At 37.8% G+C, this 26,329-nt stretch carries 27 protein-coding genes and 1 other annotated feature; of the genes, 18 read left to right on the top strand and 9 right to left on the bottom strand.

Features of this window, described 5'->3' with window-relative positions; all coding sequences use genetic code 11:
• Nucleotides 1-65: 65 nt before the first annotated feature.
• The 3 genes from R4Z10_RS15420 (at nucleotide 66) to gndA (ending at nucleotide 4,239) form a co-directional block, all read left to right on the top strand.
• Nucleotides 66-1,187: a tripeptidase T gene (locus R4Z10_RS15420; RefSeq protein ID WP_338473256.1), complete on the top strand. Its 1,122-nt coding sequence runs from the start codon at nucleotides 66-68 to the stop codon at nucleotides 1,185-1,187.
• Nucleotides 1,188-1,431: 244 nt separating this feature from the next.
• The gene (locus tag R4Z10_RS15415) at nucleotides 1,432-2,694 is read left to right on the top strand and encodes a DNA polymerase IV (RefSeq protein ID WP_338470184.1); all 1,263 of its coding nucleotides are present in this window, start codon (nucleotides 1,432-1,434) and stop codon (nucleotides 2,692-2,694) included.
• A 126-nt stretch (nucleotides 2,695-2,820) separates the two neighbouring features.
• Nucleotides 2,821-4,239: an NADP-dependent phosphogluconate dehydrogenase gene (gndA, locus tag R4Z10_RS15410; protein WP_338470183.1), complete on the top strand. Its 1,419-nt coding sequence runs from the start codon at nucleotides 2,821-2,823 to the stop codon at nucleotides 4,237-4,239.
• A gap of 210 nt (nucleotides 4,240-4,449) precedes the next feature.
• On the opposite strand, the gene zwf is transcribed toward gndA, so the two are convergent.
• Entirely contained in the window at nucleotides 4,450-5,949 is a 1,500-nt protein-coding gene (gene zwf / locus R4Z10_RS15405; RefSeq protein ID WP_338470182.1) for a glucose-6-phosphate dehydrogenase, read from the bottom strand.
• Nucleotides 5,950-6,090: 141 nt separating this feature from the next.
• Here zwf and rnz point away from each other — a divergent pair, with 141 nt between their 5' ends.
• Nucleotides 6,091-7,011, top strand: coding sequence for a ribonuclease Z (gene rnz, locus R4Z10_RS15400; protein WP_338470181.1), 921 nt, complete (start codon nucleotides 6,091-6,093; stop codon nucleotides 7,009-7,011).
• 103 nt (nucleotides 7,012-7,114) lie between these two features.
• Nucleotides 7,115-7,328, top strand: a binding site (T-box leader).
• A gap of 52 nt (nucleotides 7,329-7,380) precedes the next feature.
• Complete coding sequence (locus R4Z10_RS15395) at nucleotides 7,381-8,715, top strand: sodium-dependent transporter (protein WP_338470180.1); 1,335 nt, start codon at nucleotides 7,381-7,383, stop codon at nucleotides 8,713-8,715.
• Nucleotides 8,716-8,803: 88 nt separating this feature from the next.
• Here the strand turns inward: R4Z10_RS15395 and namA are convergent, their stop codons facing one another.
• Both namA and proC read right to left on the bottom strand, forming a co-directional pair.
• Nucleotides 8,804-9,823: an NADPH dehydrogenase NamA gene (gene namA / locus R4Z10_RS15390; protein ID WP_338470179.1), complete on the bottom strand. Its 1,020-nt coding sequence runs from the start codon at nucleotides 9,821-9,823 to the stop codon at nucleotides 8,804-8,806.
• A gap of 63 nt (nucleotides 9,824-9,886) precedes the next feature.
• The gene (gene proC, locus R4Z10_RS15385) at nucleotides 9,887-10,732 is read right to left on the bottom strand and encodes a pyrroline-5-carboxylate reductase (protein WP_338470178.1); all 846 of its coding nucleotides are present in this window, start codon (nucleotides 10,730-10,732) and stop codon (nucleotides 9,887-9,889) included.
• Between the two features lie 89 nt (nucleotides 10,733-10,821).
• On the opposite strand from proC, the gene R4Z10_RS15380 reads away from it, so the two are divergent.
• Nucleotides 10,822-11,622: an SDR family oxidoreductase gene (locus R4Z10_RS15380; RefSeq protein ID WP_338470177.1), complete on the top strand. Its 801-nt coding sequence runs from the start codon at nucleotides 10,822-10,824 to the stop codon at nucleotides 11,620-11,622.
• A gap of 33 nt (nucleotides 11,623-11,655) precedes the next feature.
• Here the strand turns inward: R4Z10_RS15380 and R4Z10_RS15375 are convergent, their stop codons facing one another.
• Entirely contained in the window at nucleotides 11,656-12,834 is a 1,179-nt protein-coding gene (locus tag R4Z10_RS15375; RefSeq protein WP_338470176.1) for an MFS transporter, read from the bottom strand.
• A 239-nt stretch (nucleotides 12,835-13,073) separates the two neighbouring features.
• Between R4Z10_RS15375 and R4Z10_RS15370 the strand changes: the two genes are divergently transcribed.
• From R4Z10_RS15370 to R4Z10_RS15335, 8 genes are all read left to right on the top strand, one after another.
• The gene (locus R4Z10_RS15370) at nucleotides 13,074-13,874 is read left to right on the top strand and encodes an amino acid ABC transporter substrate-binding protein (RefSeq protein ID WP_338470175.1); all 801 of its coding nucleotides are present in this window, start codon (nucleotides 13,074-13,076) and stop codon (nucleotides 13,872-13,874) included.
• A 69-nt stretch (nucleotides 13,875-13,943) separates the two neighbouring features.
• The gene (locus tag R4Z10_RS15365) at nucleotides 13,944-14,603 is read left to right on the top strand and encodes an amino acid ABC transporter permease (protein WP_338470174.1); all 660 of its coding nucleotides are present in this window, start codon (nucleotides 13,944-13,946) and stop codon (nucleotides 14,601-14,603) included.
• Nucleotides 14,604-14,618: 15 nt separating this feature from the next.
• Nucleotides 14,619-15,365, top strand: coding sequence for an amino acid ABC transporter ATP-binding protein (locus R4Z10_RS15360; RefSeq protein WP_338470173.1), 747 nt, complete (start codon nucleotides 14,619-14,621; stop codon nucleotides 15,363-15,365).
• Between the two features lie 244 nt (nucleotides 15,366-15,609).
• Nucleotides 15,610-16,050 (top strand): DUF1641 domain-containing protein, encoded by a 441-nt coding sequence (locus tag R4Z10_RS15355; protein WP_338470172.1) that lies wholly within the window; start codon nucleotides 15,610-15,612, stop codon nucleotides 16,048-16,050.
• A gap of 27 nt (nucleotides 16,051-16,077) precedes the next feature.
• The gene (locus tag R4Z10_RS15350) at nucleotides 16,078-17,259 is read left to right on the top strand and encodes an NAD(P)/FAD-dependent oxidoreductase (RefSeq protein ID WP_338470171.1); all 1,182 of its coding nucleotides are present in this window, start codon (nucleotides 16,078-16,080) and stop codon (nucleotides 17,257-17,259) included.
• 230 nt (nucleotides 17,260-17,489) lie between these two features.
• On the top strand, nucleotides 17,490-18,749 hold the full coding sequence (locus tag R4Z10_RS15345) for a UV damage repair protein UvrX (protein ID WP_338470170.1): 1,260 nt from the start codon (nucleotides 17,490-17,492) through the stop codon (nucleotides 18,747-18,749).
• A gap of 125 nt (nucleotides 18,750-18,874) precedes the next feature.
• The gene (locus R4Z10_RS15340; RefSeq protein ID WP_338470169.1) at nucleotides 18,875-19,207 is read left to right on the top strand and encodes a YolD-like family protein; all 333 of its coding nucleotides are present in this window, start codon (nucleotides 18,875-18,877) and stop codon (nucleotides 19,205-19,207) included.
• Between the two features lie 88 nt (nucleotides 19,208-19,295).
• Nucleotides 19,296-19,625 (top strand): iron-sulfur cluster biosynthesis family protein, encoded by a 330-nt coding sequence (locus R4Z10_RS15335; protein WP_338470168.1) that lies wholly within the window; start codon nucleotides 19,296-19,298, stop codon nucleotides 19,623-19,625.
• A gap of 49 nt (nucleotides 19,626-19,674) precedes the next feature.
• On the opposite strand, the gene R4Z10_RS15330 is transcribed toward R4Z10_RS15335, so the two are convergent.
• The 3 genes from R4Z10_RS15330 to R4Z10_RS15320 form a co-directional block, all read right to left on the bottom strand.
• Entirely contained in the window at nucleotides 19,675-20,601 is a 927-nt protein-coding gene (locus R4Z10_RS15330; protein WP_338473255.1) for an alpha/beta hydrolase, read from the bottom strand.
• A gap of 139 nt (nucleotides 20,602-20,740) precedes the next feature.
• On the bottom strand, nucleotides 20,741-21,676 hold the full coding sequence (locus tag R4Z10_RS15325; protein ID WP_338470167.1) for an alpha/beta hydrolase: 936 nt from the start codon (nucleotides 21,674-21,676) through the stop codon (nucleotides 20,741-20,743).
• 98 nt (nucleotides 21,677-21,774) lie between these two features.
• On the bottom strand, nucleotides 21,775-21,906 hold the full coding sequence (locus R4Z10_RS15320; RefSeq protein WP_338470166.1) for a hypothetical protein: 132 nt from the start codon (nucleotides 21,904-21,906) through the stop codon (nucleotides 21,775-21,777).
• 329 nt (nucleotides 21,907-22,235) lie between these two features.
• Between R4Z10_RS15320 and R4Z10_RS15315 the strand changes: the two genes are divergently transcribed.
• A complete protein-coding gene (locus tag R4Z10_RS15315; protein ID WP_338470165.1) occupies nucleotides 22,236-22,472 on the top strand; it encodes a DUF3886 domain-containing protein in 237 nt (78 codons plus the stop codon).
• Nucleotides 22,473-22,512: 40 nt separating this feature from the next.
• On the opposite strand, the gene R4Z10_RS15310 is transcribed toward R4Z10_RS15315, so the two are convergent.
• Together R4Z10_RS15310 and mciZ are read right to left on the bottom strand one after the other, a co-directional pair.
• The gene (locus R4Z10_RS15310) at nucleotides 22,513-23,433 is read right to left on the bottom strand and encodes an aldo/keto reductase (protein ID WP_338470164.1); all 921 of its coding nucleotides are present in this window, start codon (nucleotides 23,431-23,433) and stop codon (nucleotides 22,513-22,515) included.
• A gap of 58 nt (nucleotides 23,434-23,491) precedes the next feature.
• The gene (mciZ, locus tag R4Z10_RS15305) at nucleotides 23,492-23,707 is read right to left on the bottom strand and encodes a Z-ring formation inhibitor MciZ (RefSeq protein ID WP_338470163.1); all 216 of its coding nucleotides are present in this window, start codon (nucleotides 23,705-23,707) and stop codon (nucleotides 23,492-23,494) included.
• A 72-nt stretch (nucleotides 23,708-23,779) separates the two neighbouring features.
• Here mciZ and R4Z10_RS15300 point away from each other — a divergent pair, with 72 nt between their 5' ends.
• The 3 genes from R4Z10_RS15300 to spoIIM all read left to right on the top strand — a co-directional run bounded on the left by R4Z10_RS15300 (nucleotide 23,780) and on the right by spoIIM (nucleotide 26,237).
• Nucleotides 23,780-24,334, top strand: coding sequence for an NUDIX hydrolase (locus R4Z10_RS15300; protein WP_338470162.1), 555 nt, complete (start codon nucleotides 23,780-23,782; stop codon nucleotides 24,332-24,334).
• A complete protein-coding gene (locus tag R4Z10_RS15295) occupies nucleotides 24,331-25,503 on the top strand; it encodes a TIGR00375 family protein (RefSeq protein ID WP_338470161.1) in 1,173 nt (390 codons plus the stop codon). The genes R4Z10_RS15300 and R4Z10_RS15295 overlap by 4 nt, the downstream gene beginning before the upstream one ends.
• A 92-nt stretch (nucleotides 25,504-25,595) precedes the next feature.
• Nucleotides 25,596-26,237: a stage II sporulation protein M gene (gene spoIIM, locus R4Z10_RS15290; protein ID WP_338470160.1), complete on the top strand. Its 642-nt coding sequence runs from the start codon at nucleotides 25,596-25,598 to the stop codon at nucleotides 26,235-26,237.
• The last annotated feature ends 92 nt before the right edge of the window (nucleotides 26,238-26,329 follow it).

Raw genomic sequence — 26,329 nt, 5'->3', positions numbered from 1 at the left:
TTTGATGGCGTATAAATAAAAGAGGTATACTAATTGTAGAAAATAGAGTGAGGAGTCGTTGAATGATGATTAACCAAGAACGTTTATTAAATGAATTTCTAGAATTGGTGCAAATTGATTCTGAAACGAAATATGAGGCAGAGATTGCCAAAGTGTTAAAACAAAAGTTCACTGATTTAGGTGTCGATGTTTATGAGGATGATACAACAGCGATTACGGGGCATGGAGCGGGTAACTTGATTTGTACGTTAAAGGGTACAAAACCTGGCGTCGATACAATCTACTTTACTTCCCATATGGATACCGTCGTCCCAGCCAAAGGAGTAAAGCCATCGATTAAAGACGGTTATGTCGTAACAGACGGCACAACCATTCTTGGTGCAGATGATAAAACCGGGTTATCTGTCATGCTCGAAACGATTCGTGTCTTAAAAGAACAAAAGATTCCGCATGGTGATATCCAATTTATCATAACTGTTGGAGAAGAATCCGGTTTAGTGGGTGCTAAAGCGATTGATCGTTCTTTAATTAAAGCGAAATATGGCTATGCCCTTGATAGTGATGGCAAAGTAGGCAATATTATTGTCGCTGCTCCGACACAAGCCCATATAAAAGCCACAATCCTTGGAAAAACTGCTCATGCCGGGGTAGCACCGGAAAAAGGAGTTTCTGCGATTACGATTGCAGCTAAATCAATTGCGAAAATGCCGCTTGGACGAATTGACGAAGAGACGACAGCTAATATTGGACGGTTTGCGGGAGGCCAAGCAACAAATATCGTTTGCGATCATGTTGAAATCTTAGCTGAGGCTCGTTCATTAATTCCGGAAAAAATGGAAGCTCAAGTGGAAAAAATGAAGGAAGCTTTTGAAAGTACAGCAGAGGCAATGGGTGGAAAGGCCGAAGTGGAAGTACAGGTGATGTATCCAGGCTTTAAGTTTGGGGATGGCGATCATGTTGTCGAAGTAGCAAAGAAAGCAGCTGCTAAAATCGGTCGTGGTTGTGAATTATTACATAGTGGTGGTGGAAGTGATGCCAACGTAATTGCTGGATTTGGGATTCCAACCGTAAACTTAGCAGTTGGTTACGAGGAAATTCATACAACGAACGAAAGAATGCCTATTGAAGAATTATATAAACTTGCTGAAATGACTGTGGCCATCATCCAAGAGGTAGCAGGCGAATAAGTATTTTGAACCGGCTGCGGGGCTATAAAACCTTTTACTCGGTTTTTAGACTTTATATCGGTGCTATGAAGACCATTGATAGTAATGCGTGTTAACCCCACCAAATTTGCATAAATTCCTGTTATTATCCGGCTTTGGTCCAGTATAAACAGCAAAATCTAAAAGGGCTCATAATCTATGCAAGTCTTTTTACCGTCACAATGATAAACTAAAGGTAGCGACTTTTAATAGAAGGTGTTCTTAAATGAAAGAAATGTATCCTAAAAACGGGAGAGTTATCTTGCATGTCGATATGAACAGTTTTTATGCTTCAGTTGAGATGGCGTATAACTCTGCCTTAAAAGGAAAGCCACTGGCAATAGCCGGGAACCCAAAAGAGCGCAAGGGAATTATTGTTACGTGTAGCTATGAGGCCCGTAAATTTGGAGTGAAAACAACAATGCCGCTCTGGGAGGCAAAAAAACTTTGTCCCCAACTCATAGTAATGACTCCCAATTTTGAACGGTATCGTGCTGCATCAGGAGGAATGTTCAATATTCTTAAACAATACTCCGATCTTGTTGAACCTGTATCCATTGATGAGGGGTATCTAGATATTACCGAGAGTTTTGAATTAGGAGCTCCATTAGAAATTGCTGAAAATATTCAAAAACAAGTTTTAAATGAATTGGACTTACCTTGTAGTATTGGTGTAGCACCAAATCGGTTTTTAGCTAAGATGGCATCTGATATGAAAAAACCACTAGGCATCACGGTATTGCGAAAGCGTGATGTTCAAAAAGTTCTGTGGCCTTTACCTGTCGTTAAAATGCATGGGGTTGGCAAAAAAACTGCCGAAAAATTAAATTCAATGGGAATTGTTACTATTAAGGACCTAGCTCAAGCCGATAAAATTCAGTTAGATGCCCTTCTCGGTATTAACGGAATTCGTCTAAAAGATCGAGCGAATGGAATCGATGAAAGACCCATTGATCCAAATGCGGCAAACGAGATTAAGAGTGTTGGGAATTCAACAACATTGCCAAGTGATGAAACGAATCAACAGGAACTGCTACAAGTACTAAAAAGATTAACAGAAAAAGTAGTTGTTCGATTGAATCGTAAAAAGATGTTAGCATCTTCAATTGGCATTACGATTCGTTATAAAAATCGGAAAACCATTAATCGAAGTAAGAAATTATTAAATCCAACGGTCAGGTTTGATGAATTATATAAAGAAAGCAAGGAACTTTTTCTAAAACATTGGAATGGAGAACCAGTGCGCCTTTTAGGAGTAACTGGGTCTGATTTAGTGGAAAAAAAACAGGCGGTAAGGCAGCTGGATCTTTTTTCTTATGAAAAAGAGGCCAAACAAGAGCCTTTAATTAAGGCTGTTGAAGGGTTAAGGTCTAAATTTGGAGAAGGCATTATTGAAAAAGCCTTAGATAAAGCCGTAGAAAAAAACACAAAAAACACATCAGAAACAAGTTTCAGCAAAGACTTTCTTGACTTTTTTCCGAAAGATTAATGATGAATTTGATTATAAGCATGTTGGTATACTAACTTTAATCAGATTCATTGCTAATTTCGACAATAATTGCTAAAGTAAAAGAGTTTAAGAAGTTTTATACATAGTTAGAAGGGAAGTAAAAGGATGACAAAACAACAGTTTGGTGTAATTGGAATGGCTGTTATGGGTAAAAACCTCGCCATGAATATTGAATCAAGAGGATATTCTGTTGCGGTTTACAACCGTTCACGTGAGAAAACAGATGAAGTTCTAGCTGAAACAAAAGGAAGGAACTTCAAGGGCACTTATTCAATTGAAGAGTTTGTCAATTCCCTTGAAAGTCCAAGGAAAATTATGCTGATGGTTAAAGCAGGTGCAGCAACCGACGCGACAATTGATCAATTACTCCCTTACTTAGAAAAAGGGGATATCTTAATAGATGGTGGCAATACACTTTTTACTGATACACAAAGACGAAATCAACGCTTAAGTGAACAGGGAATCCATTTTATTGGGACAGGCGTATCAGGTGGAGAAGAAGGAGCGCTTAAAGGTCCTTCAATTATGCCTGGTGGACAGAAAGAAGCCTATGAATTAGTGGCTCCGATTTTTAAAGATATTTCTGCAAAAGTTGGCGGGGAGCCTTGTACAACTTATATTGGGCCAGATGGTGCCGGTCACTATGTTAAAATGGTTCATAATGGCATTGAGTATGGTGATATGCAACTTATTTGTGAAGCTTATTTTCTAATGAAAAATGTCCTTGGTTTAGAAGCAAATGAACTTCATGAAGTGTTTGCGGAATGGAATAAAGGTGAGCTTGATAGCTATTTAATCGAAATTACTGCTGATATTTTTACGAAAGTTGACGATGAGACAGGGAAACCGCTTGTTGACATGATTCTAGACACTGCTGGACAAAAAGGAACTGGAAAATGGACGAGCCAAAACTCACTTGATTTAGGAGTACCGCTGCCAGTTATTACAGAGTCTGTTTATGCCCGCTTCATTTCTGCAATGAAAGAAGAACGAGTTCAAGCTAGTAAGGTGTTAAATGGCCCTAATGTAAAACCATTTACTGGTGATAAGCAAGCTTTCATTGAATCTGTTCGCAAAGCTTTGTATATGAGTAAAATTTGTTCATACGCTCAAGGATTTGCGCAAATGAGAGCAGCTTCTGAGGATTATGATTGGAATCTTCAATATGGGGATATTGCCATGATTTTCCGCGGAGGATGCATTATTCGAGCACAGTTCTTACAGAAAATAAAGGATGCCTATGATCGAGAACCAGGTCTAAAAAATCTGTTACTTGACCCATACTTTAAAGAGATTGTTGAGAGTTATCAATATGCTTTACGTGAAATTGTGGCACAAGCAGTTCAATTTGGTATTCCAGTTCCATGTTTTTCTGCAGCACTAGCTTATTATGACAGTTATCGTACGGAAACATTACCTGCTAATTTATTACAAGCACAACGCGATTATTTTGGTGCCCATACGTATCAACGAATTGACCGAGAAGGAGTTTTCCATACTCAATGGTTCCAAGATGATAAATAAGCACAAAAAACCTCTTTGCGCATAGCAAAGAGGTTTTTTGTGATCTGCTCGAGCACCTAGCCCTTCTTCGGTCTAGCCAATCCGTCAAGCAGTTAAAGAACATCCACGGTTCCCCTTAGCTTGTCGGGGGTGAGCAATAAGGGGAGCTTCTTTGGATTTCTTTTACAGAAACAAAAGTTTTTTGTTCCGCAGGCGTTTGCGTTTTTCTTGTTAACAAGATTCAACATCAAGATTTGTAACCGGCCACCAGAAAAATCCATCTCTAGCGAGTAAAATATCACTTTCTCTTGGACCATAGGAGCCTGCTTCATAGTTAGGGAAGTTGGCGTATGTATTTTGCCAAACATCAGAAATATTATCAACGAAATTCCAAGACAAAGCGACTTCATCCCAATGTGTAAAGTTCGTAGCATCGCCCTTCATACAGTCATACAATAACTTTTCATAGGCTTCTGGTGTATTAATTCCATCAACCCCTTTATTAGCATAGCTTAATTTAACCGCTTGGGCATCTATTCCTTGCCCTGCTTTCTTAGCGTTTAAGTGAAGGGTAATTCCTTCCTCAGGTTGAATATGAATGACAAGTAGATTTGGGCTTAACGTTTGTTCTGTTTTATAATACAGGTTCATTGGAATGTCTTTAAACTGAACAACAATTTTTGTTGATTTTGTTTTCATTCGTTTTCCGGTCCGGATATAAAATGGAACCCCTGCCCAGCGGAAATTATCAATCATTAACTTGCCAGCTACAAATGTTTCTGTATTAGACTCTGGATTAACCATGTTTTCTTGGCGATAGCCTGAAACTAATTCACCGTTAACATAACCTGGTCCATATTGACCTCGCACAAAAAATTGTTTCACTTCATCATCTTTAATCGGCCGCATTGCCCGAAATGCTTTCACTTTTTCGGAACGGATCTCTTCTGTATTTAATCGAATCGGAGGTTCCATCGCGAGCAAAGCAACCATTTGTAGCATATGGTTTTGAACCATGTCGCGAAGAGCGCCACTGTTTTCGTAATAGCGGCCACGCTCTTCGACTCCAAGCGTCTCGCTCGAAGTGATTTGGATATTGGAAATATAGCGGTTATTCCATAATGGCTCAAATATTGCATTGGCAAATCGAATGACTTCAATATTTTGAACCATTTCTTTACCTAAGTAATGATCAATCCTGTAAATCTCTTCTTCAGCAAAAGCTGTTCTAATTTGGTTATTAAGTTCTTGAGCTGATTGTAAATCATGGCCAAATGGTTTTTCAATCACTAAACGTTTAAAGCCAGAAACATCAGTGAGACCATCTTCCTTTAAATGGGTCGCAATTGTACCAAAGAATTCTGGTGCCATGGCTAAATAGAAGATCCGATTTCCTTTTGTTCCATAATGATCATCTAAATCTGTGATGATTTCATTTAGAGCTGTATAGGAAGCAGAGTCTGTAACATCATGAGAATGGTAATAAAAATGGGAAGCAAATTCATTCATCTTATCTACATCGTTTGAAACCGTCCCAATTGACTTTATGATGTTCTGTTTAAACTCATCATTAGATAAGGATCTTCTTGCTACTCCGACAACAGCGAAATTTTTGGATAGATTTCCTTTGCTAAATAAATTATATAAGGAAGGAAATAGTTTTCGATTGGCTAAATCTCCTGTAGCACCGAAAATGACAATCAAAGATGCAGGATTTTCATTTTGAGTCACGATGTTAAACCTCTTTTCATTTTAAATGGAGTAATAATTAATACTGCTATCGTCAAATTTTAACGATATCTGTCAAAATATGCAAACCCTTTGTCTTTCGTTATAATAATAAAATAAATGAATTGGAAGGAGAGGACTCAGGTGGAAATTTTTTTTCTAGGAACTGGAGCTGGAATCCCTGCAAAACTCCGGAACGTAACCTCTATAGCACTTAAGCTTTTGGAAGAACGTAGAACCATTTGGTTATTTGATTGTGGGGAGGCCACCCAGCATCAGATTTTACATACATCGATCAAACCATCCAAAATGGAAAAAATTTTTATTACTCATTTACATGGCGACCATATTTATGGATTGCCAGGAATGCTAGCCAGTCGGTCTTTTCAAGGTGGTGAATCAGAACTTACCGTCTATGGGCCTAGTGGTTTAAGAAATTTTATTGAAACGAGTTTAAAGGTAAGTGGAACGTATTTAAAGTATGCGCTAAATATTGTTGAAATTGAGGAAGGAATTATTTTTGAGGATGCCCAATTTCTGGTTGAAGCAAGACTGCTAGATCATGGAATCCCTTCCTATGGTTTTCGTGTTATGGAGAAAGATCTTCCCGGTACACTTCTAGTGGATAAATTACAAGAGATTGGAGTTAAGCCTGGTCCTATTTATAAAAGAATTAAGGCGGGGGAGTCGGTTACATTAGATGATGGGACTGTGTTAAATCCAGAACATTATGTTGGTCCGATGCAGAGGGGGAGAATTGTCACTATTCTTGGGGATACGAGAATGTGTGAACCGGCTAAGAGATTGGCTCAAGATGCCGACCTACTTATTCATGAAGCAACTTTTTCACATGGACAAGAAAGTTTGGCGAAAGAGTATTTTCATTCAACAACAACACAAGCGGCTCAAACTGCAAAAGAGGCGTCCGTCAAAAAACTTTGTCTTACCCATATTAGTTCGCGCTATGATCGTGATGCATCCGAAGAATTGTTAAGGGAAGCCCGCGAAGTTTTTCCGGAAACAGAGATTGCGCATGATTTTAAAGCGATATCCATTTCGAGATAATTATACAAGAATAAAGTATTTGAAAAAACAAGCTTGTTTTATTAGTTAGATTCCTTTATAATTTGACTATATCTATTATATTGAAATACATTTAGGGCACTTTTATAAGGCTTTGAAGAGTGAATATTAAGCTATAATTTCCCTGTTGAAGAGAGTCGGCGGATGGTGCAAGCTGATACAAAGATTATAGTGAGTTTCAGCTTGGAGCTAGTTTCTTTTTTTTACAAAGAAATCGGTGTTATTACCGTTATCAAATTTAAGTGGAAAGTCACATGCTTTCAATAAGGGTGGTACCGCGTGTTCTGCACGTCCCTTATTGAGCTTGTGACTTTTTTGTTTTTACAACCAATAGATCAGGAGGGATAAATGTTGGAAAAGACAGATCAGTGGTCATCGAAAATTGGCTTTATTTTGGCATCCGCAGGCTCTGCAATTGGACTTGGAGCTATTTGGAAGCTGCCATATGTAACCGGGACGAGTGGTGGGGGAGCTTTTATTCTCATATTTGTTATTTTTTCGCTTTTAATTGGATTTCCTTTATTGTTAGCTGAATTTATTATTGGTCGTAGTACACAAAAGGAGGCGATTTCAGCTTATAAGGAAATTGCTCCCGGAACAAAATGGCATTGGATTGGCTATCTTGGAGTCATTACTTGTTTTATTTTGTTGTCTTTTTATAGTGTGATTGGCGGCTGGATTATTCAATATATAATCTATAGTCTTACAGGTAAAGTGGGGCAGGAAAATGTTAATTATGAACTGCTTTTTACTGATACTGTATCAAGCCCAGTGCTTGCGGTTGGAACTCAAGCAATCTTCCTTATTATTACAATAATTATAGTAGGAAAAGGGATACAAACCGGAATTGAAAAGGCGAGTAAGTTTATGATGCCTGCCCTCTTTATCTTATTTATTATTTTAATGGTACGCTCACTAACACTTGATGACGCCATGGAAGGAGTAAAGTTCTTCCTGAATCCTGATTTCTCAAAATTAAATTCGCAAAGTATTTTATCTGCTCTTGGACAGTCCTTCTTCCTGCTGAGTGTCGGGGTTTCCGTAATGGTTACGTATAGCTCCTATTTATCGAAAAAAGAAAGTATTGTACAACCTGCACTTTCTATTGTAGCTATGAATTTACTGATCTGTTTATTTGCTGGTTTAGCGATTTTTCCGGCCGTATTTTCTTTAGGATATGAACCGACAGCAGGTCCGGGTTTGCTATTTATTATTTTACCTTCTGTCTTTGAACAAATGGTTTTCGGGAATTTCTTTTTAATCATTTTTCTAGTGTTATTTTTGTTTGCGACTCTTACTTCAGCATTTTCACTGCTTGAGATTGTTGTGGCATCTGCTTCTAAAGGCAGGGGGGGCAGACATCGTTTAGCCTGGATCATTGGGATTCTTGTTTTTATTGTTGGTGTTCCTTCGGCTCTATCCTTCGGCGTACTTTCAGACATTTCTATTTTTAATAAAACGATCTTTGATGCTGCTGACTTTCTTGTTAGTAACCTATTAATGCCGATTGGAGCCTTGCTGATTTCCATTTTTGTTTCTTACAAAATGAAAAAGTCTGTTTTGAATAGCGAGTTGATTCAAAACACGAAATATCAAGGTCTTTTCCATATTTGGTATTTCTTATTGCGTTATGTGATACCACTTGTAATTATTGTTGTCTTTCTTGATATTACCGATATTATTTAGAAAAGGCAGGGGAAGGAGCCCTGTCTTTTCTTTTGTTTCATTTACAAAAAAGAAGGTCCATGACAGAAACTCATGGACCTCTTATTGCTTATCTCCAACCTCTTTCATATTGAACAGGGCTTTCAATGCTGACTCCAAGTTCTTTTGCCGCACTTCTTGGCCAGTATGGATCACGCAACAGAGCACGAGCAATGAATACGAGATCGGCTCGTTCACTTTGAATAATTTCCTCCGCTTGTAAACCGGTAGTAATCAAGCCAACTGCACCTGTTGGGATCTCGGAACCCTGTTTAACCTTTTCCGCAAGTGGTACTTGATAGCCTGGGTAAATATTAATTCTCGCTTGGACCACTCCGCCTGAACTTACATCAATTAAGTCTACCCCTTGTTCTTTCATGAAACTGCAGTAAGTAATATAATCCTCTATCGTCAAACCATCCATGTGATACTCATCTGCCGAAACTCGAACAAATAGTGGACCATTCCAAACTGATTTAATGGCTTCAATTATTTCTTGTAAAAATCGATAACGATTTTGTGCATTCCCACCATATTCGTCTTGGCGCTGATTGCATAGTGGTGATAAAAATTGATTGATTAAATATCCATGGGCGCCATGAATTTCTATCACTTCAAAGCCCGCTTTTTTCGCACGCTCTGCGCCAAGCTTAAAGGCTTCTACAGTTTGGTGGATTTCATCTATCGTCATTTCCTTTGGAACTTTTGAATTTTCATCAAATGCAATGGCAGAAGGCGCAATAATTTCACTGTCTAAAACTGCTTTTCTACCTGCATGTCCAAGTTGAATCCCAGGTACCGCACCGTTTTCTTTGATTCCAGCAGTTAATTGCTGTAAACCGTCAATATGTACATCATCCCAAATACCTAAATCCTTTGAAGAGATTCTTCCCTGTGGGGTAACAGCTGTTGCCTCAAGGATGAGCAATCCGACTCCACCCACAGACCTGCTAATATAGTGAGTAAAATGCCAAGGAGTTACTTTGCCATCCTCCTTTTCACAAGAATACATACACATTGGAGACATGACGATGCGATTTTTTAATGTGACATTTTTAATAGTAAAAGGCGTAAATAGTTTTGAGTTCAATTTTTTCAATCCCTCCTAACTTTTAGTATAACAAATAATCTGAAAGGATAGAAAAATAAACCTTTACCGTTTTACGACTTTACTCTCCATTTCATTGCTGATATTTTCACCAAGGCGTTTCGATTGTGCGGCAGCTTCCTTGATACAATTGAAAAATGCTTGGTCAACGTGCATGTCAGAAAGTACCTTTAAGCCTGCCTCAGTCGTACCACCAGGACTTGTGACTTCTTCCCGAAGTTGACTTGCTGATTTTGTTGTTTTTGATAGCATTTCTGCTGCTCCTAAGAAGGTTTGAATGATTAAATCTTTAACAAGCTCTTTTTCAAGCCCAAGCTCGACTGCACTTTTTTCCATCGCTTCAAACAGATAATAGACATAAGCGGGGCCGCTTCCAGAAAGACCAGTAACAGCATCTAATTGTTCTTCTTTTACAAATCTTGTTACGCCTACGGTTTGAAAAATCTTTTCAACTCTATCAGACTGTTCGTTTGTTACTTGATCATTGCTTGCTAGAGCTGTCGCTGATTTTCCGATTGTAGCCGATGTATTTGGCATCGCACGAACAATTGACATTGGTTTTTCCAAGAGAAGCTCAATGCTACTAATTGATACACCGGCTAAAACCGATATAACCATAGCATCCTCTTCCAAAAACTCTTTAATCGTTACAAGTGCATTTAATGCATCCTTTGGCTTCATCGCAAGAATGATGGCATCTGCTCCTTGACATAATTCTTGCAAATGATAAGTAGTTAATACACCATATGTATTTTTCAACTCTTGAAGCCTTTCTTTATTGCTTCTATTTGTTACCCAAATCTGTTTTGATTCTAGGAGATGATTATTTACCATTCCTGAAATTAAGGCTTCTGCCATCGACCCGGCACCGACCATCGCTATTTTCCTCAATTGAAGTTCCTCCTAATAATTACTTGACTTCCTTTACTACATAGTAGAAATTAAAGAGATGAGTAAACCATAATGCAGTAGGTGAAAAAATGATAACAAATGAACGTTTGCAACATAAAAATATTATCATAACTGGGGCATCAAGTGGAGTAGGACGTTCTCTTGCAGAAAAGTGTGCAGAAAACGGAGCTAATTTAATTCTTCTAGCTAGAAGGTTAGACGTACTAAAAGAAATTCAAACTGACTTACAAACTCGCTATTCAGTCTCTGTTAGGATATTCAAATTGGATGTATCGGATACGGATGAAGTAAAAAATGTTTTTGGGCAAATAATTAAAGAAATAGGGCAAATTGATGTGCTTGTCAATAATGCAGGATTTGGGCTTTTCCGTACGGCGCATGAAACATCTATTGAAAAGATAAAAGACATGTTTGCTGTGAATGTGATTGGATTAATTGCATGTACAAATATGGTTCTCCCTGTCATGTTGCAACAGGAAGAAGGTCATATTATTAATATCGCATCCCAGGCTGGGAAAATTGCAACTCCAAAATCTAGTTCCTATGCTGCTACGAAACATGCAGTACTAGGATTTACGAACAGCCTTAGAATGGAAGTTTCAGACATGAACATTTTTGTGACTGCTGTAAATCCAGGCCCGATTCAGACGAACTTTTTTTCAATCGCTGATGAAACGGGCTCCTATGCCAAAAATGTCAAAAGGTTTATGATTACGCCAGACTTTGTGGCTAGTAAAATAGTAAATGCTGTGCTGACGAATAAAAGAGAACTCAATCTGCCCCGATGGATGAACGCAGGCAGTGTCTTATTTGCTCTTTTTCCTCGATTGTTTGAAAAGGCGGGAAAACCATTTTTGAGCAAAAAATAAAAAGAACAGCCTTCATTGCAAGGCTGTTTCTTTTTATTGTAAGTTAGGCTTGTTCATTTTTGCCGCCTGTGCTTTATAGATAAAGTAGAGTGCTAATGCGATAAAGGATAAAATAATCCCAGATATGTAAGGAAGGTTAATCGATTTCTCATAAAGCCATCCGCCTGCAACAGGTCCAATAATCCTTCCTAATGAATCAAAGGAAGAGAGCAACCCTGTTTTACTGCCATGCCCCGAATCAGCACTTTTTGTCAGCAATGCTGATACAGTTGGACGGATGACTCCATTTCCAATTCCAAAAATGGTAATAAATAAGGCCGCGGTTAAGAAGTTGTAAGTAAATAGAATAAGGAAGAAACCAAAGGCTGATACGATAATCCCTCCAGCGATGACTGGCCCTTCTCCAAACTTCTTTGTTAACCTCCCGATCAAACCACCTTGGACAAACGCACTGGCTAATCCCATAATCATAAATGTGTATCCGAGTTCAACTGTACCGATATCTGCTTTTACTGCTGCAAAATAAGCGAATGTTGTTTCAAGTCCTGACAGGGACAGTGAAATAAAAAGCTGCAGGAAAAACAAGAGGGACCCGGCCCCAGTAAACTCTGACCATACTGATGTTTTTTTGGCTTGTGGTTGGGTTCTTTTTTCAGTAGTTAATGATTCTTTTAATAGGATCCAAACAAGGAAGAAAGTTAGTAAGGATAAGCTGCCTGCTACAAAAAACGGGGTGCTTAAGCTAAACTTTGAAAAAACCCCGCCGATTGCTGGACCAAACACAAATCCTAAGCCGGTTGCTGCGCCGATGACTCCCATTCCCTTTCCACGGTCTTCTGCACTTGTAATATCGGCTACATAGGCCATGGCAGTAGGCATATTAGCGGACGACAGCATCCCTCCAATGATTCTCGCAACGAATAACATCCAAAGTTCGTTTGCAAATCCTGTCATGAAAAAAGAGAATGTTAATCCTAAGATCCCGGCCATAATGACAGGCTTACGGCCAATTCGGTCTGATATCCGTCCCCACATCGGTGCAAATAGTAGTTGAGTAAGAGAATATACCGCCATCAACAAACCTAATTGTGTAGGGGATGCACCGACTTCTTCTGCGTAAAAGGGTAGTACCGGGATGATGATTCCAAAGCCGGCCATAACTAAGAACATGACGGCAAAAAGGATCGATAATGCCTTTTTATTATTATTCATTATTTGTTCACTCCGTTCTTCGACTATTATAATAATTTCATCGTCTTATAGTCAATTCAGGTGATAAACGAAGGGAAAATGATTATAAGTGATAGAGAGCACAATGTCGACTCATCTTAATTACATTTCATAATATTAAAATAATATTTTAGGGGTATGACTCTTACCTGTTTTATGCTAATCTAATATAGTAACGTACTAAAGGATTTGTATTTTATTATATTATAAGGGTGGTTACTATGAAGAAAAGATTATTGGGTCTAGTAATGGTTATTGCAGCCTTGTTTGCCGTTTTAGTAGGATGTTCAAATCCTAATAACGACAGCAATGCTTCAGACTCTAGTACTACTAAAGATAAATTGATCGTTGGGATTGATGATACATTTGCTCCTATGGGATTCCGGGATGAAAACAATGAAATTGTTGGGTTTGATATTGATTTGGCTAAAGCAACTGGGGAAAAAATGGAGAGAGAAGTTGTGTTCCAACCCATCGATTGGAGCTCAAAGGAATCTGAATTAAGCAGTGGAAGAATCGATTTGATCTGGAATGGATATACCATTACAGAGGAGAGAGCACAAAAAGTTTTACTGACAAAGCCTTATTTAGCAAATAACCAAGTGGTTGTTACTTTAAAAGATTCCAAAATCGAAAAGTTGGATGATTTAAAAGGGAAAGAAATTGGTATTCAAGCTCAATCTTCAGCACTAGATGCTTGGAATGGAGTATCAATCAGTAAAGAAGTTGGTGGTCTACATGAATATAAAACAAATGACCTTGCATTAATGGACTTAGAAAACAACCGAGTAGGAGCGGTTGTCATCGATGAAGTTGTTATGAATTATAAAATGACAAAGAAACCAGATACGTTTAAAGTATTAGACGAAAAACTAGCACCTGAAGAATATGCTGTTGGTGTTGCTAAAGGCAATGATGAATTGTTGAATGAACTTCAAGCGGCCATTGATGCTGTCATTGCTGATGGAACAGCAGCTGAAATTTCAGAAAAGTGGTTTGGCGAAGATAAAGTGTTAGAATAAGATCATGCAAAAATAGGACAAAACAGGATTTCCTAAGGAAACCCTGTTTTGTTTTGGAGGAATTCTTTTATGTCTGTTGATTATTTAATAACGATCCTTAAGCCGATGCTTGAGGGTGCCCAAACGACCATCCTATTATTTTTTATTGCAATCATTGCCTCGATTCCATTAGGATTTATTTTAACTTTAGCGGTTAGGAGCACCTTTAAACCATTGTCATGGCTAGCACAAGCCTTCATTTATGTGATGCGTGGAACCCCTCTATTATTACAATTATTAATTATTACCTTCGGGCTACCGATGATACCGGTGATTGGTCCATATTTAATTTTAGATCGCTTTGTTGCAGCTACTCTTGGGTTTATTTTAAATTATGCGGCTTATTTTGCCGAGATTTTTCGCGGTGGACTACTTGCGATTGATAAGGGTCAATATGAGGCAGCAAAAGTGCTAGGCTTAAATAAGTGGCAGACAACAATTAAGGTCGTGCTGCCACAAATGTTTCGGATCGCCCTTCCTTCTGTTGCAAATGAATCGATTACATTGGTGAAGGATACTGCGCTCTTGTATGCGGTTGCGGTTCCAGAATTACTACATTATGCCCAAACTGCGGTAAATCGTGACTTTACAATATTCCCTTTCTTTGTAGCAGGTGTTATTTATTTACTTATGACTATTGTGTTAACAATGTTCTTTAAGTGGCTTGAAAAGCGATTTAAATTCGATTAAAAGGAGTAGTTATTTGTGGCTTTCATTGAAGTAACAGGGCTCAAAAAATCTTATGGTGACTTAGAAGTGTTAAAAAGAATTACTTTCGAAGTCGAAAAAAATGATGTGATTGCAGTGATTGGGCCATCAGGTTCTGGAAAAAGTACGATGCTGCGTGGCTTAATTCATTTGGAGGAAATTGATGGGGGAAGTATTTGTGTTTCCGGTGATTATTTAGTTAAGGACGGCGTTTATTCTAAACCTCAGGAACTAAAGAAGGTAACATCCAAGATGGGGATGGTCTTTCAGCATTTTAATCTTTTTCCTCATTTAACAGTTAAAGAAAACCTTGAACTTGCACCAAAAATGGTAAAAAAGGAATCATATGATGTGATCGATCAGCGAAGTAAAGCCTTGATGGAGAAAATTGGTTTACTTCAACATGCTAATAAGCTTCCTGGGAATCTTTCAGGCGGACAAAAACAGCGGGTTGCCATTGCTAGAGCGCTTATGATGAATCCGGACATTTTGCTCTTTGATGAACCGACTTCTGCACTAGATCCTGAGTTAACAGGAGAAGTCTTACAGGTGATGAAAGATTTGGCAAAAGAACATATGACGATGATTGTGGTTACCCATGAAATGGAATTTGCCAGAGAGGTAGCCAACAAAGCTATTTTCATGGATCAAGGGGAAATTGTTGAATCAGGAAACCCACAAGATTTATTTCTAAACCCAAAATACGATCGAACAAAAGCATTTTTAAATCGTAGTTTAAAATAAAAATATGATGAGGTTCCAGGCACCATCTATTTTCTTGATGGACTTGGAGCTTTTTTTATAAAATAAAATAAAATTTCAGTATTTTACTAAAGTATTTTTGAAATTTATGTTCACTTTTTAACAATTTTATGTATAATATTAATTGTAAAACGTTTGCAAATGATTTATATCACTTTTTTTATAGTAGATTGTGCAAAATGACACAAAAAATTCAAATATATCATCTAATAAAGGGGAATATAAAATGGCAGAAACTAGTACTCTAGAAAACTATTCGCAAAGCCTGTCTAAAAGACAAGAACAATTGGATATTCTCGATCATTTATTAAAGCCGGAAGTACAAGAATCTCTAACAGTCTTAGTTGAGGAACTTCCAAAGCTCACCGAAATGGTTCAAGTTCTATCAAAATATTATGATACAGCTCAATCACTTGCAACTGATGAGATCCTTAAAAATGATACGGTCTCTGCTCTATCAGAAGTTGCGGGCCCAGTTGTAGATACAGTTAAAAAGGTTGCAGCTACAGCGATTGAAGCTAAAGACCGCGCTGAAGATAGTCATGAAACCATTGGTCTGTTCGGTATGTTAAAAATGATGAAAGACCCACAAGTACAAAAGATGTTTCGCTTTGTAAACGCATACTTAGAAATTGTTACTGAACGTGAAAGTGAAAAGAAGTACTAATTAAACAATAAGGACGGGGATTTTTTTATGTCAAAACATATTGTGATTTTAGGAGCGGGTTATGGCGGGGTACTTACTGCTTTAACTCTACGAAAATACTTAAAAAGTAATGATGCTTATGTTACAGTTGTTAATCAGTATCCTACACACCAAATTATTACTGAATTACACCGTCTTGCAGGTGGTACAACCTCAGAAGGGTCTGTGGCATTACCGCTAAACAAGCTTTTCAAAGGAAAAGATATTGACCTTAAAATTGCAAAAGTTAATTCATTCTCTGCAGATAAAAAAGAGGTTTCACTTTCTGACGGTTCTACGCTTTCCTATGATGTACTGGTTGTAGCTCTTGGAAGTAAAACTGCTTACTTTGGAATTCCAGGACTTGAGGAAAACAGTATGGTTTTAAAGTCAGTTGAGGACGCAAACCAAATTTATAAACATATTGTAGAGCGCATTCGTGAATATGCTAAAACTAAAAATGAGGCTGATGCTACGATTGTTATTGGTGGCGGTGGTTTAACGGGTGTTGAATTAGTTGGTGAAATCGCTGATCATATGCCAATAGTTGCGAAACAATATGGTGTGGATTGGAATGAAATGAAGGTTAAGTTAGTTGAAGCTGGACCAAAAATTCTGCCAGTTCTTCCTGATCATTTGATCCAACGTGCACAAGAGAGCTTAGAAGCGCGTGGAGTTGAGTTCTTAATTGGTCTTCCAGTAACAGGTGTAGAAGGCAATGAGATCTCTTTAAAAGATGGCAGCAAAATTGTCGCTAATACTTTTGTATGGACTGGCGGTGTACAGGCTCTTCCAATTGTTGCCGAATCAGGACTTGAAGTAGATCGTGGAAAAGCGACTGTGAATGAATTCCTACAATCAAAATCCCATGAAGATGTGTTTGTTGTTGGTGACAGCGCGGTTGCATTCCCTCCAGAAGGCGGACGTCCATATGCACCAACTGCACAAAATGCATGGCAAATGGGTGAGCTTGTTGGCTATAACTTGTTTGCATACTTAAATGGTAAAACGATGGATAAGTTTGCCCCTGTTAACTCGGGTACTCTTGCTAGTCTTGGTCGCAAAGATGCTGTTGCTGAAATCGGAGGCAACTCAACACCGCTTAAAGGGCTTCCTGCATCATTAATGAAAGAAGCAAGTAATGTCCGTTACTTGTCCCATATTAAAGGTCTATTTGCGTTAGCTTATTAATCAATATTATTATTTAAAAAACTGCTTAACAAGGTCTAAACGATCTTGTTAGGCAGTTTTTTTTTGTATGAAATTGATTACTTTTTTTGAGTAATATCTTTGTATGTCTATAGGATTTTGTCCTTATGGGAGAAAATCCCATTGAATAAGAACGTATATTCGTTTAAGATGAGAATAGAATAAAGAACGGATGTTCTTAAAGATAATTTGTTTATTGGAGGCTGCCATTCATGTTCGATTATAGTAAAATGCCGCAACAGTATATTTTATGTGTGGACATGAAGAGCTTTTACGCGAGTTGTTCTGCTGTGATGGCAGGGCTGGATCCATTGCAATGCTATTTGGCGGTGGTGGGAGACAAGGAACGTGAGGGAAGTATTGTCCTTGCCGCTTCTCCTAAAATGAAAAAAGAGTTTGGGATTAAAACGGGGTCGCGAAAGTTTGATATCCCGGAAGATCCAAGAATTGTGGTTGTTGAACCAAAAATGGCGACCTATGTTCGCGTTTCAATGGAAATATTACGAGTATTTAATCGCTATGTACCAAAAGAAGCAATTCATGCTTACAGTGTTGATGAAAGTTTTCTCAAAGTAGATGGTACAAGTAAGCTTTGGGGAGATCCTGTAACGGTCGCAAAAAAGATAAAAGATGATATTGAGCGGGAATTTCAACTGACATGTGCGATCGGGATTGGCCCTAACTTATTGATGTCTAAGCTTTGCCTTGATCTAGAAGCAAAGAAAACGGGAATTGCTCAGTGGACGTATGAGGATATTCCTAAAAAACTTTGGCCAATTTCACCATTACGGGATATGTGGGGGATTGGACGAAGGCTCGAAAAAACATTAAATGGCATGGGAATTTTCACAGTCGGCCAACTTGCCCAATACGATTTAAAGAAACTTGAAAAAAAAATTGGCGTTATGGGCAATCAGTTGTATCACCATGCTTGGGGGATTGATTTGTCAGAAATCGGTGCTCCAATTATGGAAGGACAGATTAGCTTTGGGAAAGGGCAAGTGTTGCTACGTGATTATAAAGAAGAGGAAGAGATTAAGCGTGTAATTCTCGAAATGTGTGAAGAAGTCGCTAAAAGGGCACGAAATCACCGAAAAGCAGGCAGGACGATTAGCTTTGGATTAAGTTATAGTCAAGATGAGTTAGGCGGCGGATTTTATCGCTCTAGAACGATTGAAAATCCAACCAATACTACAATGGATATTTACCGTGTTTGTTTGGAGCTTTTTCATGAGCATTATGAAGGGAAAACGGTAAGAAAGATTTCGATGTCATTAAGCAATATTGTCGATGACACAGACTTTCAATTAGATCTCTTTGATTTAAATGGCTGGAAAAGACATGCCTTGGGCTACACCGTTGATCATATACGCCAACGGTTTGGATCAGATGCCCTCCTAAGGGCAGTTTCTTATACAAAGGCTGGTACAGCAAGACAACGCTCGAAACTTGTTGGAGGCCATAAAATGTAAAATTTCATAGACGTAGTTTGATCAGGCTTAGCGGGGGAGTAAGGTCCCACCTTAAGTTTTGATTACAATAAAAAAGATAGTGGGGATGAAAGAAAACCTCCACTAATGGAGAAGGAGGGATATAAGTGATACGGGATCGTGGACGAATAAAATGGGTATCTATGATGCTTCCTGAACATGTTCAAGTTTTAAGGGAGTGGGCTGAAGAAGACACGTATGAAACAAAAAAAATACTGGATGATCAGCAATTAGAAGTTCTGAATGGAGTGATTGCCGAAGCTATGGAGTTTGACTGCTCTGTTAGTATAGTCCACTATCGTGACAAAAAATACGAGGTATTAATAGGGCAGATTCATCGCTTTGATCCATTGGAAAATCAGCTGTGTATCATTGATTACTTTGATGAAGAACACCGAATTAAACTTCAAAATATTATGGATGTTAAAATAGTTAGATAAATATGTCTGAAGCAAAGAAGGTGAGGGAAAAATCTTTCTTATGTTACAATAAAACAGTTAGTTAATTCATAAAAGAAAGGATTACTCCATGGAAATCTTAATCACTGAGCTTGCCCAAGAAAAAATCAACGGGTTAACAAAGGATAAAAAAGGTTATGTGAAACTCAAATATGATACAGATGAATGTGGTTGTGTCATGTGTGGAGTTTCTACCCTATGGTTCGTAAGTGAATTGGATAGCGATGATTATGAAGTAAAAACCAATAATGTCAGCGTTTATATTGAGAAATCAAAGGAAGTTTTTCTTGATGAAAAGTTGACCATTGATTTCAATGAAAAAAGATTCAGCTTCATGTTGAAAAGTCCTAACCAATATTTAAATCCAAGAATGAGTTTTATTGATAAAACAGGGAAATAGAGGGAAACCACGCAATGATAGACGTGGTTTCTACCATTATATTCAGATTTTATCTGTCTCTTTGGAAAACAAACTCTTGTAAAAATGCATCAATGGCTGCTTCATAGGCTTCTTTATTTTCATGGAAAGATTTGGCATGGGCTCCGTTTTCAGCAAGAAATAGTTTCTTCGGTCCTTTTTTCTTTTGATAAAGTGCTTCTGTCATCGATGGTAAAATATAATCATCTTTTTTACTATGAATAAATAGAACCGGATGTTTAATTCTGTGTACAACTGAAATCGGTGAAATGTCATGGAGAGTATATCTTTCCCGAGCTCGTAAAAAGGTGTCGGCGAGAGGAAGAACAAGCTTCGGCGGTAGTTTTATATTCTTTTTTAATAAATAGGAAAGTTGTTCTTTAAAATCTGAAAAAGCACAATCGGAAATATAAAAATGAGCTCCATCTTCAACCGACCCAGCATACAAAAGCATGGTTGCCGCCCCCATAGACTCCCCATGAATTCCTAAGAGAAGATCGGAGCCTTTCTTATTTTTTAGCCAATGGACAATGGCTTTTAAATCAAACTTTTCATAATAACCATAACTGGTTGTTTTACCACCGGATTCCCCGTGACGTCTATGATCATAAATGGCCACATTGAAACCCCTCTCTAGGAAAAGTTTCATATATTTAATTGAGTTTACTTTATTCTCCGTTACCCCATGGGAAATAATCATATAGCGATTTGTTTGATGGGGCTCCACAAGAATGACTTTTAAATCATAGCCAAATGGAGAAGGAACAGTCATCTCTTTTTTTGGTAAATGAAGAAAATCATCTGGATGGAAATGGCCCGATGACTTTTCGCGATGAAGAATGGCTTCATCCTCTTTTTTCTTGATGTACATCAATCGATTGGTAATTAAAATCCCAAAGGAAGAAAGAAATAATAGAAGCGAACACAGAAAACGGACCATCTTTATGAATTTTTTCATCATAACAAGGCGCGCCTCCGTTTTTTTATTAGTAATATATAATACTGTAGTGTATAAGGGATGGTGCCCATATTAAGGATGTTAAAAAAATTAAAATAAAGAAAAAGCACCCAAAATGGTTTGAGGGTGCGAAATCATTCTAGTTTGCTTGTTGTTCCACCATGTTAAAAACAAAGTTCTTTAAAAATTCATCAACAGTAGCTTCATAAGACTCTTTATTATCATTATAAGAACAGGCGTGAAATCCGTTTTCGGCCAGGTATAATTGTTTGGGTCCTATTTTCCGGTGATAAAGTTCCTCAGTCATGGAAGGTAAAATGAAGTCGTCCTTTTTAGTATGAATAAATAAAATTGGGTTATTAATTTTATCAATCACAGAAATCGGCGAAATGTCGTGAAGAGTATAGCGATCCCGTAGTCGTAAGAATAAATTAGAAACAGGCAAAACCAGTTTTGGAGGCAATTTAACCTCTTTTTTGATGAGATAGGATACTAACTCTTTAAGGTCGGAAAAAGGGCAATCGGCAATATAAAAATCAGCACCATCTTCAAGCATGCCGGCATAAAGAAGAAGAGTGGCAGCTCCCATCGATTCTCCATGAATGCCTAGTAAAATCTCTGGACCCATGTCTTGCTTTAGCCAATGCACAATTGCACGCAAATCATATTTTTCGTAATAACCATAGCTAGTCGTTTTTCCCCCTGATTCTCCGTGGCGTCGGTGATCATACATAAGGACATTAAAACCTCTGTCTGAATAAAATTTTACATATTTTATACAACTCAGTTTATTTTCAGTTACCCCATGAGAAATAATGATGTAACGGTTGGTGACAAGTGGTTCGACAAGAAGCAATTTTAACGGATAACCGAATGGAGAAGAAAGGGTAACTTCTCTTTTATTTAAGGAGTTAAATTCGTCTGGATTTATTCGTCCTGCATTCTTTTCGCGGTGGATAATGGCTTCATCATCTTTAGTTTTCATGTACATTAGTCGATTTGACGCGTAAATACCTATAGAAGAAAGAAATAGGGCGGCCGAAAAAGACCATTGAAGTACCTTTTTCTTATTCATTATTGCTGCCTCCGATGGTTGATGCATAACTGAATTTGTTTTTTAGTATGAGATAATAGAAAAAATTCATTCAAAAAAACCGCTTATGAAAAAGCGGTTTACTGTTTAGAATTTTGTTTTTTCGTTGGATGGATAGCTGTTTCTAAATCTTCAGCAGCAATTGTATTTTTTACCGTATCAGCATTCGGCTTTCCCTTTTGGCTATAACCTTTTTCACGTTTTTGACTCAAGTTGTTCATCTCCTAAATAATAAGTATGTACTTCACTTGTTAACATGGTTGAAAAGAGAGGAAATTATGCAGTCAATAAAGTAAAACATCCATCAGTAGGGGGGCTTTCATCCCCACTGATGGAAAGCTTTAGTCCACAGCGTTGGTCACGCAGATGTTGCTGGAGCGTATTAAGTTTATGTTCATTATTTCGGCGCTTTACGATCAGTTGATTCCCCACCTATCTTCTTTTATTTTACTCAGAATCTTGAGGTGGGAGTCTTACTGCCCGTTAAGCCTGATAAATGTTATAATGGGTTATGAAAATTCAATGTTAAAGAGGGATTTGGATGAGAAAAAAACAAGAGAAAAAAGCTGTTGAGAAATCAGCTACATTGGGGGATCTCTTAAACGCAGATCTAGTTAAGGAACTAAAGGAAAAGAAAAAGGAATTAGAGACAGCGGAAGAACAAAAAAGGAAAGCCCAAGAAGAGCAGAAAAAGAAAGAACGCAGACAAAAAGAGAAAAATAAAAGCTTTGAAGAGCTGCTTAATGAAAGTAGTTTTAATTGGAAAGACTTTAAATAAAATAGTAGGCAACTTCGGAAAGTGGAAGTTGCCTACTATTTTAGCGATGTTCTCGGTAGATATTATTCTTTGTCAAAGCCTGAAGTTGAGTGACATCTTCTGTAGTTAGCTTTTCACTATTAACTGCCTGTACATTTTGTTTCAATTGCTGTACTGAACTAGCACCAACTACAACCGAAGCAACAGCAGGATGGGCTAAATTATAATGCAAAGCAATTTCATTTAATGGACGTTGTAATGAGGCTGTAAGTTTATCTACTACATTAGACACTTCTGAAAACGAATAATCTAAATAACCTTTTTCACGAATAGCAAAGGATGCTCTATCTGACATGTTAACGCTCAAAAGTCCTTTTGCCAGTGATCCTCTTGTAATGACGCTAATCCCGTGCTTGTTTAAAAGAGGAAGGGCCTCTTCCTCTGGTCTACGGTCGAGCAGACTGTACTGCATCATGACCGAGACGATATTCGATTTCTCGATATATTCTCGAATTACATTCGGACGAATGGAAGAAATACCGTAATAGCGAATGTATCCCTCAGCCTTTAGTTCCTCAAAGGCATCGATCGTTTCCTCAATAGGGTCTTCAATCGTTCCACCGTGAAGTTGGTATAAATCGATATAATCGGTATCCAGCCTTTTTAAGCTATTTTTAACTGCTTCTTTTATATAAGCTTTTGAGGGATCCCAACACCAGCCTTCTTTTCCTTCATTCCAGCGGTTCCCTACTTTTGTAGAGATTACTACCTTATCTCGAATAGGCTTTAGTGTTTGGCCTAGAATATTTTCGTTTTCACCATAGTCATATAAATCGGCACTATCAAAAAAATTAATTCCGGCCTCAACTGCATGTTTTATAATAGATTCAGCCTTTAAAGGATCGGTACCGAGAGACATACATCCTAATCCGAGTTCTGAAACTTGTAAATCAGAAGTCCCTAATTGTCGTTTCTGTACCAAATGCGACACCTCCTTCCTTATTTATAACACTCTGCTAATTCTAAAACCAGAAAAAGCATTAGCGTTTCTTAGAGGAAGTGGGTCTAAATTCTTTTTGCTGTGGATTCATGATTAAGGAAGGCTTGTGATAAGATACATTTGAGGCATCTTTAGACTGGGCTCCCACCCAATCTGCAACATATTCATAACATTTACCATACTCGTTTAACTTTTGTCTTATTTCCCATGCTTTACCTGTTAAAAGAACTCCTTTTTCATGGACATAAATATTCATTCTCATTTCCCCCTAACCGAGTATGCTAAAATGTATGAGTCAATAAATTGAATAGAACTGGAGGGGTATAAATTGAAAAGTCTTGAAGAAAAAACACTGTCAACCCAACAAATTTTTAGTGGAAAGATCATTTCCTTGCAAGTGGATGACGTGGAACTTCCAAATGGCAAACAAGCGAAGCGTGAAATAGTCAAACATCCAGGGGCTGTCGCAATTATTGCAGTAACTACCGAAAATAAATTTGTATTAGTCGAGCAATACCGTAAAGCATTGGAGCGAACAATCTTCGAAATTCCAGCTGGTAAACTTGAAAAGGGAGAAGATCCAGCTCAATGTGCAATGCGAGAATTAGAAGAAGAAACGGGTTACCAATGTGAAGGGCTGGAACTAGTTAGTTCTTTCTATACATCACCGGGTTTTGCTGATGAAATTGTTCATGTTTACTTAGCGAAAGGGTTGTCAAAAAAAGAAAATGCCGCTGGCCTTGATGAAGATGAATTTGTTGAATTACGAGAATTGACACTGGAAGAAGCCATGCATGCCATTGAGGAGAAAAAAATTTATGATGCAAAAACTGTCTTTGCCGTTCAATATTTGCAGTTACAAGAGGCGTTGAAGCAAATATGAACCAATATTTTGTTGATTTACATATTCACATTGGCAGAACAAAAAACGGCAGGGCGGTTAAAATTACTGGTGCCAAAACGTTAACCTTTTCAAATATTATTGCTCATGCAAGGGATGAAAAGGGATTGAACATGATTGGCATTATTGATTGTCATTCTCCTGAAGTTATCATTGAGATGGAAGAACTGATGGAGGCAGGTGAATTGATTCAACTAGAGGAAGGTGGATTAAGTTACGGCGGTTTAACAATTATTCCTGGTTCAGAATTGGAAATTTATGATGAAAACTGTCATGGTCCCATCCACGTTCTTTGTTATTTACCGACCATTGAAACGCTAAAAACCTTCTCGAACTGGCTGAGTAATCATTTGAAAAATATTCATCTTAGCTCCCAACGGATTTATTGTAGTGGAAAAGAGTTACAACAAAAGGTGAAAGAATTAAATGGATTATTTATTCCAGCTCATGTGTTTACCCCTTATAAAAGTCTATATGGGAAAGGGGTTCATTCCTCTTTAACAGAGGTGTTCATTCCAGAATATATCGATGGAATTGAACTTGGCTTAAGCTCTAACACGTACATGGCAGACGGAATTGCTGAGCTCCATTCCTATTCATTTTTATCTAATTCAGATGCACATTCGCTTGGAAAAATAGCCCGTGAATATCAGGCAATTGAGATGGAAAATCGAACTTTCCGTGAGTTAGAAAAAGCGTTGCATAATGTAGAGGAAAGGAAAATCTTGGCTAACTATGGACTAGATCCATTACTTGGAAAATACCACCAAACCGTTTGTGAAAAATGTCTTCACCCTTTTCACCCAGAGACTGAAACAACTTGCGCTCATTGTGGACATTCTAAATATGTAAAAGGTGTAGCGGAGCGGATTGCCGAATTATCGGGAGATAACAGAAATAAGCGAGAACGCCCTCCCTATATCCATCAAATTCCGCTTGAATTCATTCCGGGACTTGGACCAAAAATTAGAGGAAAACTATTAAATCATTTTGGTACCGAAATGGCGATTCTACATGATGTTCCAATTGAACACTTAAAAAACGTCGTTCCAGAAAAGCTAGCTCAGTACATTGTCCTCGCAAGAACAGGCAAGTTAAACCTTTCTGCTGGTGGTGGTGGAAAGTATGGAAAAATATCGGTTGGGGACTAACAGTAGAGTAAATCTATTAAATGTTTAAATCGGCGTCATAGATTTCAGACCTCCTGCATAAATTGTAATAATCATTTGCAGGAGGAAGAGCAATGAAGAAAAAAATGTACCAGAACGTTGTAGCCGCCCATATTCGTGAGCATTCCTCAATTTATTTATTTGTGGTCGTCTTATTTTTAATGGGGGTCATATTCGGAGCAGTTGTTGTAAATAGCTTAACATTTAGTCAAAAGGAAGATTTAGCCTATTATTTATCGCAGTTCTTTGGACAAGTTTCAAACGGTAAAATTGCATCAGCCAGCGACGTATTTTCGCAAAGTTTCTTTGATAATAGCAAATTTATCGGGATGATGGGAATACTGGGAATTTCAATTGTCGGATTGCCAATCATATTAATTGTTTTATTTATGAAAGGGTTAGTCATTGGTTTTACCGTCGGATTTTTAGTGAATCAAATGGGGTGGAATGGATTTCTGTTATCATTTGTTTCGGTATTACCGCAAAATTTTATTATCATTCCCGTGTTTATTATTACAGCAACAGTGGCTGTATCGATTTCGTTGAAAATGTTTAGAAGGCAGTTTATGAAAAAAAACAGCGAACCGATTCTCCCGCTGTTGGGTAGATATGCTTTAATTTTCGTTGTGGCGGGGGTATTCCTTGCTGTAGCAGCACTTTTTGAAGCCTATATATCTCCTTCATTAATGAAAACAATAATCGATATTGTATATTAAATAATAACAATTATCACATGTAGATTATAATGATTTTAGATTGACACCCCCTCTCCATTTGTTATAATTGAGAATGGGAGAAGAGGAGGAAC

This window comes from Niallia sp. XMNu-256 (assembly GCF_036670015.1).
Lineage (GTDB): Bacteria > Bacillota > Bacilli > Bacillales > Cytobacillaceae > Bacillus_BD.
This window is presented reverse-complemented; position numbering and strand designations above follow the sequence as displayed.

Excerpts from the sequence above, each read along its gene's own strand:
- R4Z10_RS15355 (WP_338470172.1), top strand. The coding sequence starts at position 15,610 with ATGGCAGAAACTAGTACTCTAGAAAACTATTCGCAAAGCCTGTCTAAA.
- spoIIM (WP_338470160.1), top strand. The coding sequence starts at position 25,596 with ATGAAGAAAAAAATGTACCAGAACGTTGTAGCCGCCCATATTCGTGAG.
- R4Z10_RS15365 (WP_338470174.1), top strand. The coding sequence starts at position 13,944 with ATGTCTGTTGATTATTTAATAACGATCCTTAAGCCGATGCTTGAGGGT.
- R4Z10_RS15330 (WP_338473255.1), bottom strand. The coding sequence starts at position 20,601 with ATGAAAAAATTCATAAAGATGGTCCGTTTTCTGTGTTCGCTTCTATTA.
- R4Z10_RS15370 (WP_338470175.1), top strand. The coding sequence starts at position 13,074 with ATGAAGAAAAGATTATTGGGTCTAGTAATGGTTATTGCAGCCTTGTTT.
- R4Z10_RS15315 (WP_338470165.1), top strand. The coding sequence starts at position 22,236 with ATGAGAAAAAAACAAGAGAAAAAAGCTGTTGAGAAATCAGCTACATTG.
- R4Z10_RS15380 (WP_338470177.1), top strand. The coding sequence starts at position 10,822 with ATGATAACAAATGAACGTTTGCAACATAAAAATATTATCATAACTGGG.
- R4Z10_RS15335 (WP_338470168.1), top strand. The coding sequence starts at position 19,296 with ATGGAAATCTTAATCACTGAGCTTGCCCAAGAAAAAATCAACGGGTTA.
- R4Z10_RS15375 (WP_338470176.1), bottom strand. The coding sequence starts at position 12,834 with ATGAATAATAATAAAAAGGCATTATCGATCCTTTTTGCCGTCATGTTC.
- mciZ (WP_338470163.1), bottom strand. The coding sequence starts at position 23,707 with ATGAATATTTATGTCCATGAAAAAGGAGTTCTTTTAACAGGTAAAGCA.
- R4Z10_RS15415 (WP_338470184.1), top strand. The coding sequence starts at position 1,432 with ATGAAAGAAATGTATCCTAAAAACGGGAGAGTTATCTTGCATGTCGAT.
- R4Z10_RS15325 (WP_338470167.1), bottom strand. The coding sequence starts at position 21,676 with ATGAATAAGAAAAAGGTACTTCAATGGTCTTTTTCGGCCGCCCTATTT.
- R4Z10_RS15345 (WP_338470170.1), top strand. The coding sequence starts at position 17,490 with ATGTTCGATTATAGTAAAATGCCGCAACAGTATATTTTATGTGTGGAC.
- R4Z10_RS15420 (WP_338473256.1), top strand. The coding sequence starts at position 66 with ATGATTAACCAAGAACGTTTATTAAATGAATTTCTAGAATTGGTGCAA.
- R4Z10_RS15350 (WP_338470171.1), top strand. The coding sequence starts at position 16,078 with ATGTCAAAACATATTGTGATTTTAGGAGCGGGTTATGGCGGGGTACTT.
- gndA (WP_338470183.1), top strand. The coding sequence starts at position 2,821 with ATGACAAAACAACAGTTTGGTGTAATTGGAATGGCTGTTATGGGTAAA.
- R4Z10_RS15295 (WP_338470161.1), top strand. The coding sequence starts at position 24,331 with ATGAACCAATATTTTGTTGATTTACATATTCACATTGGCAGAACAAAA.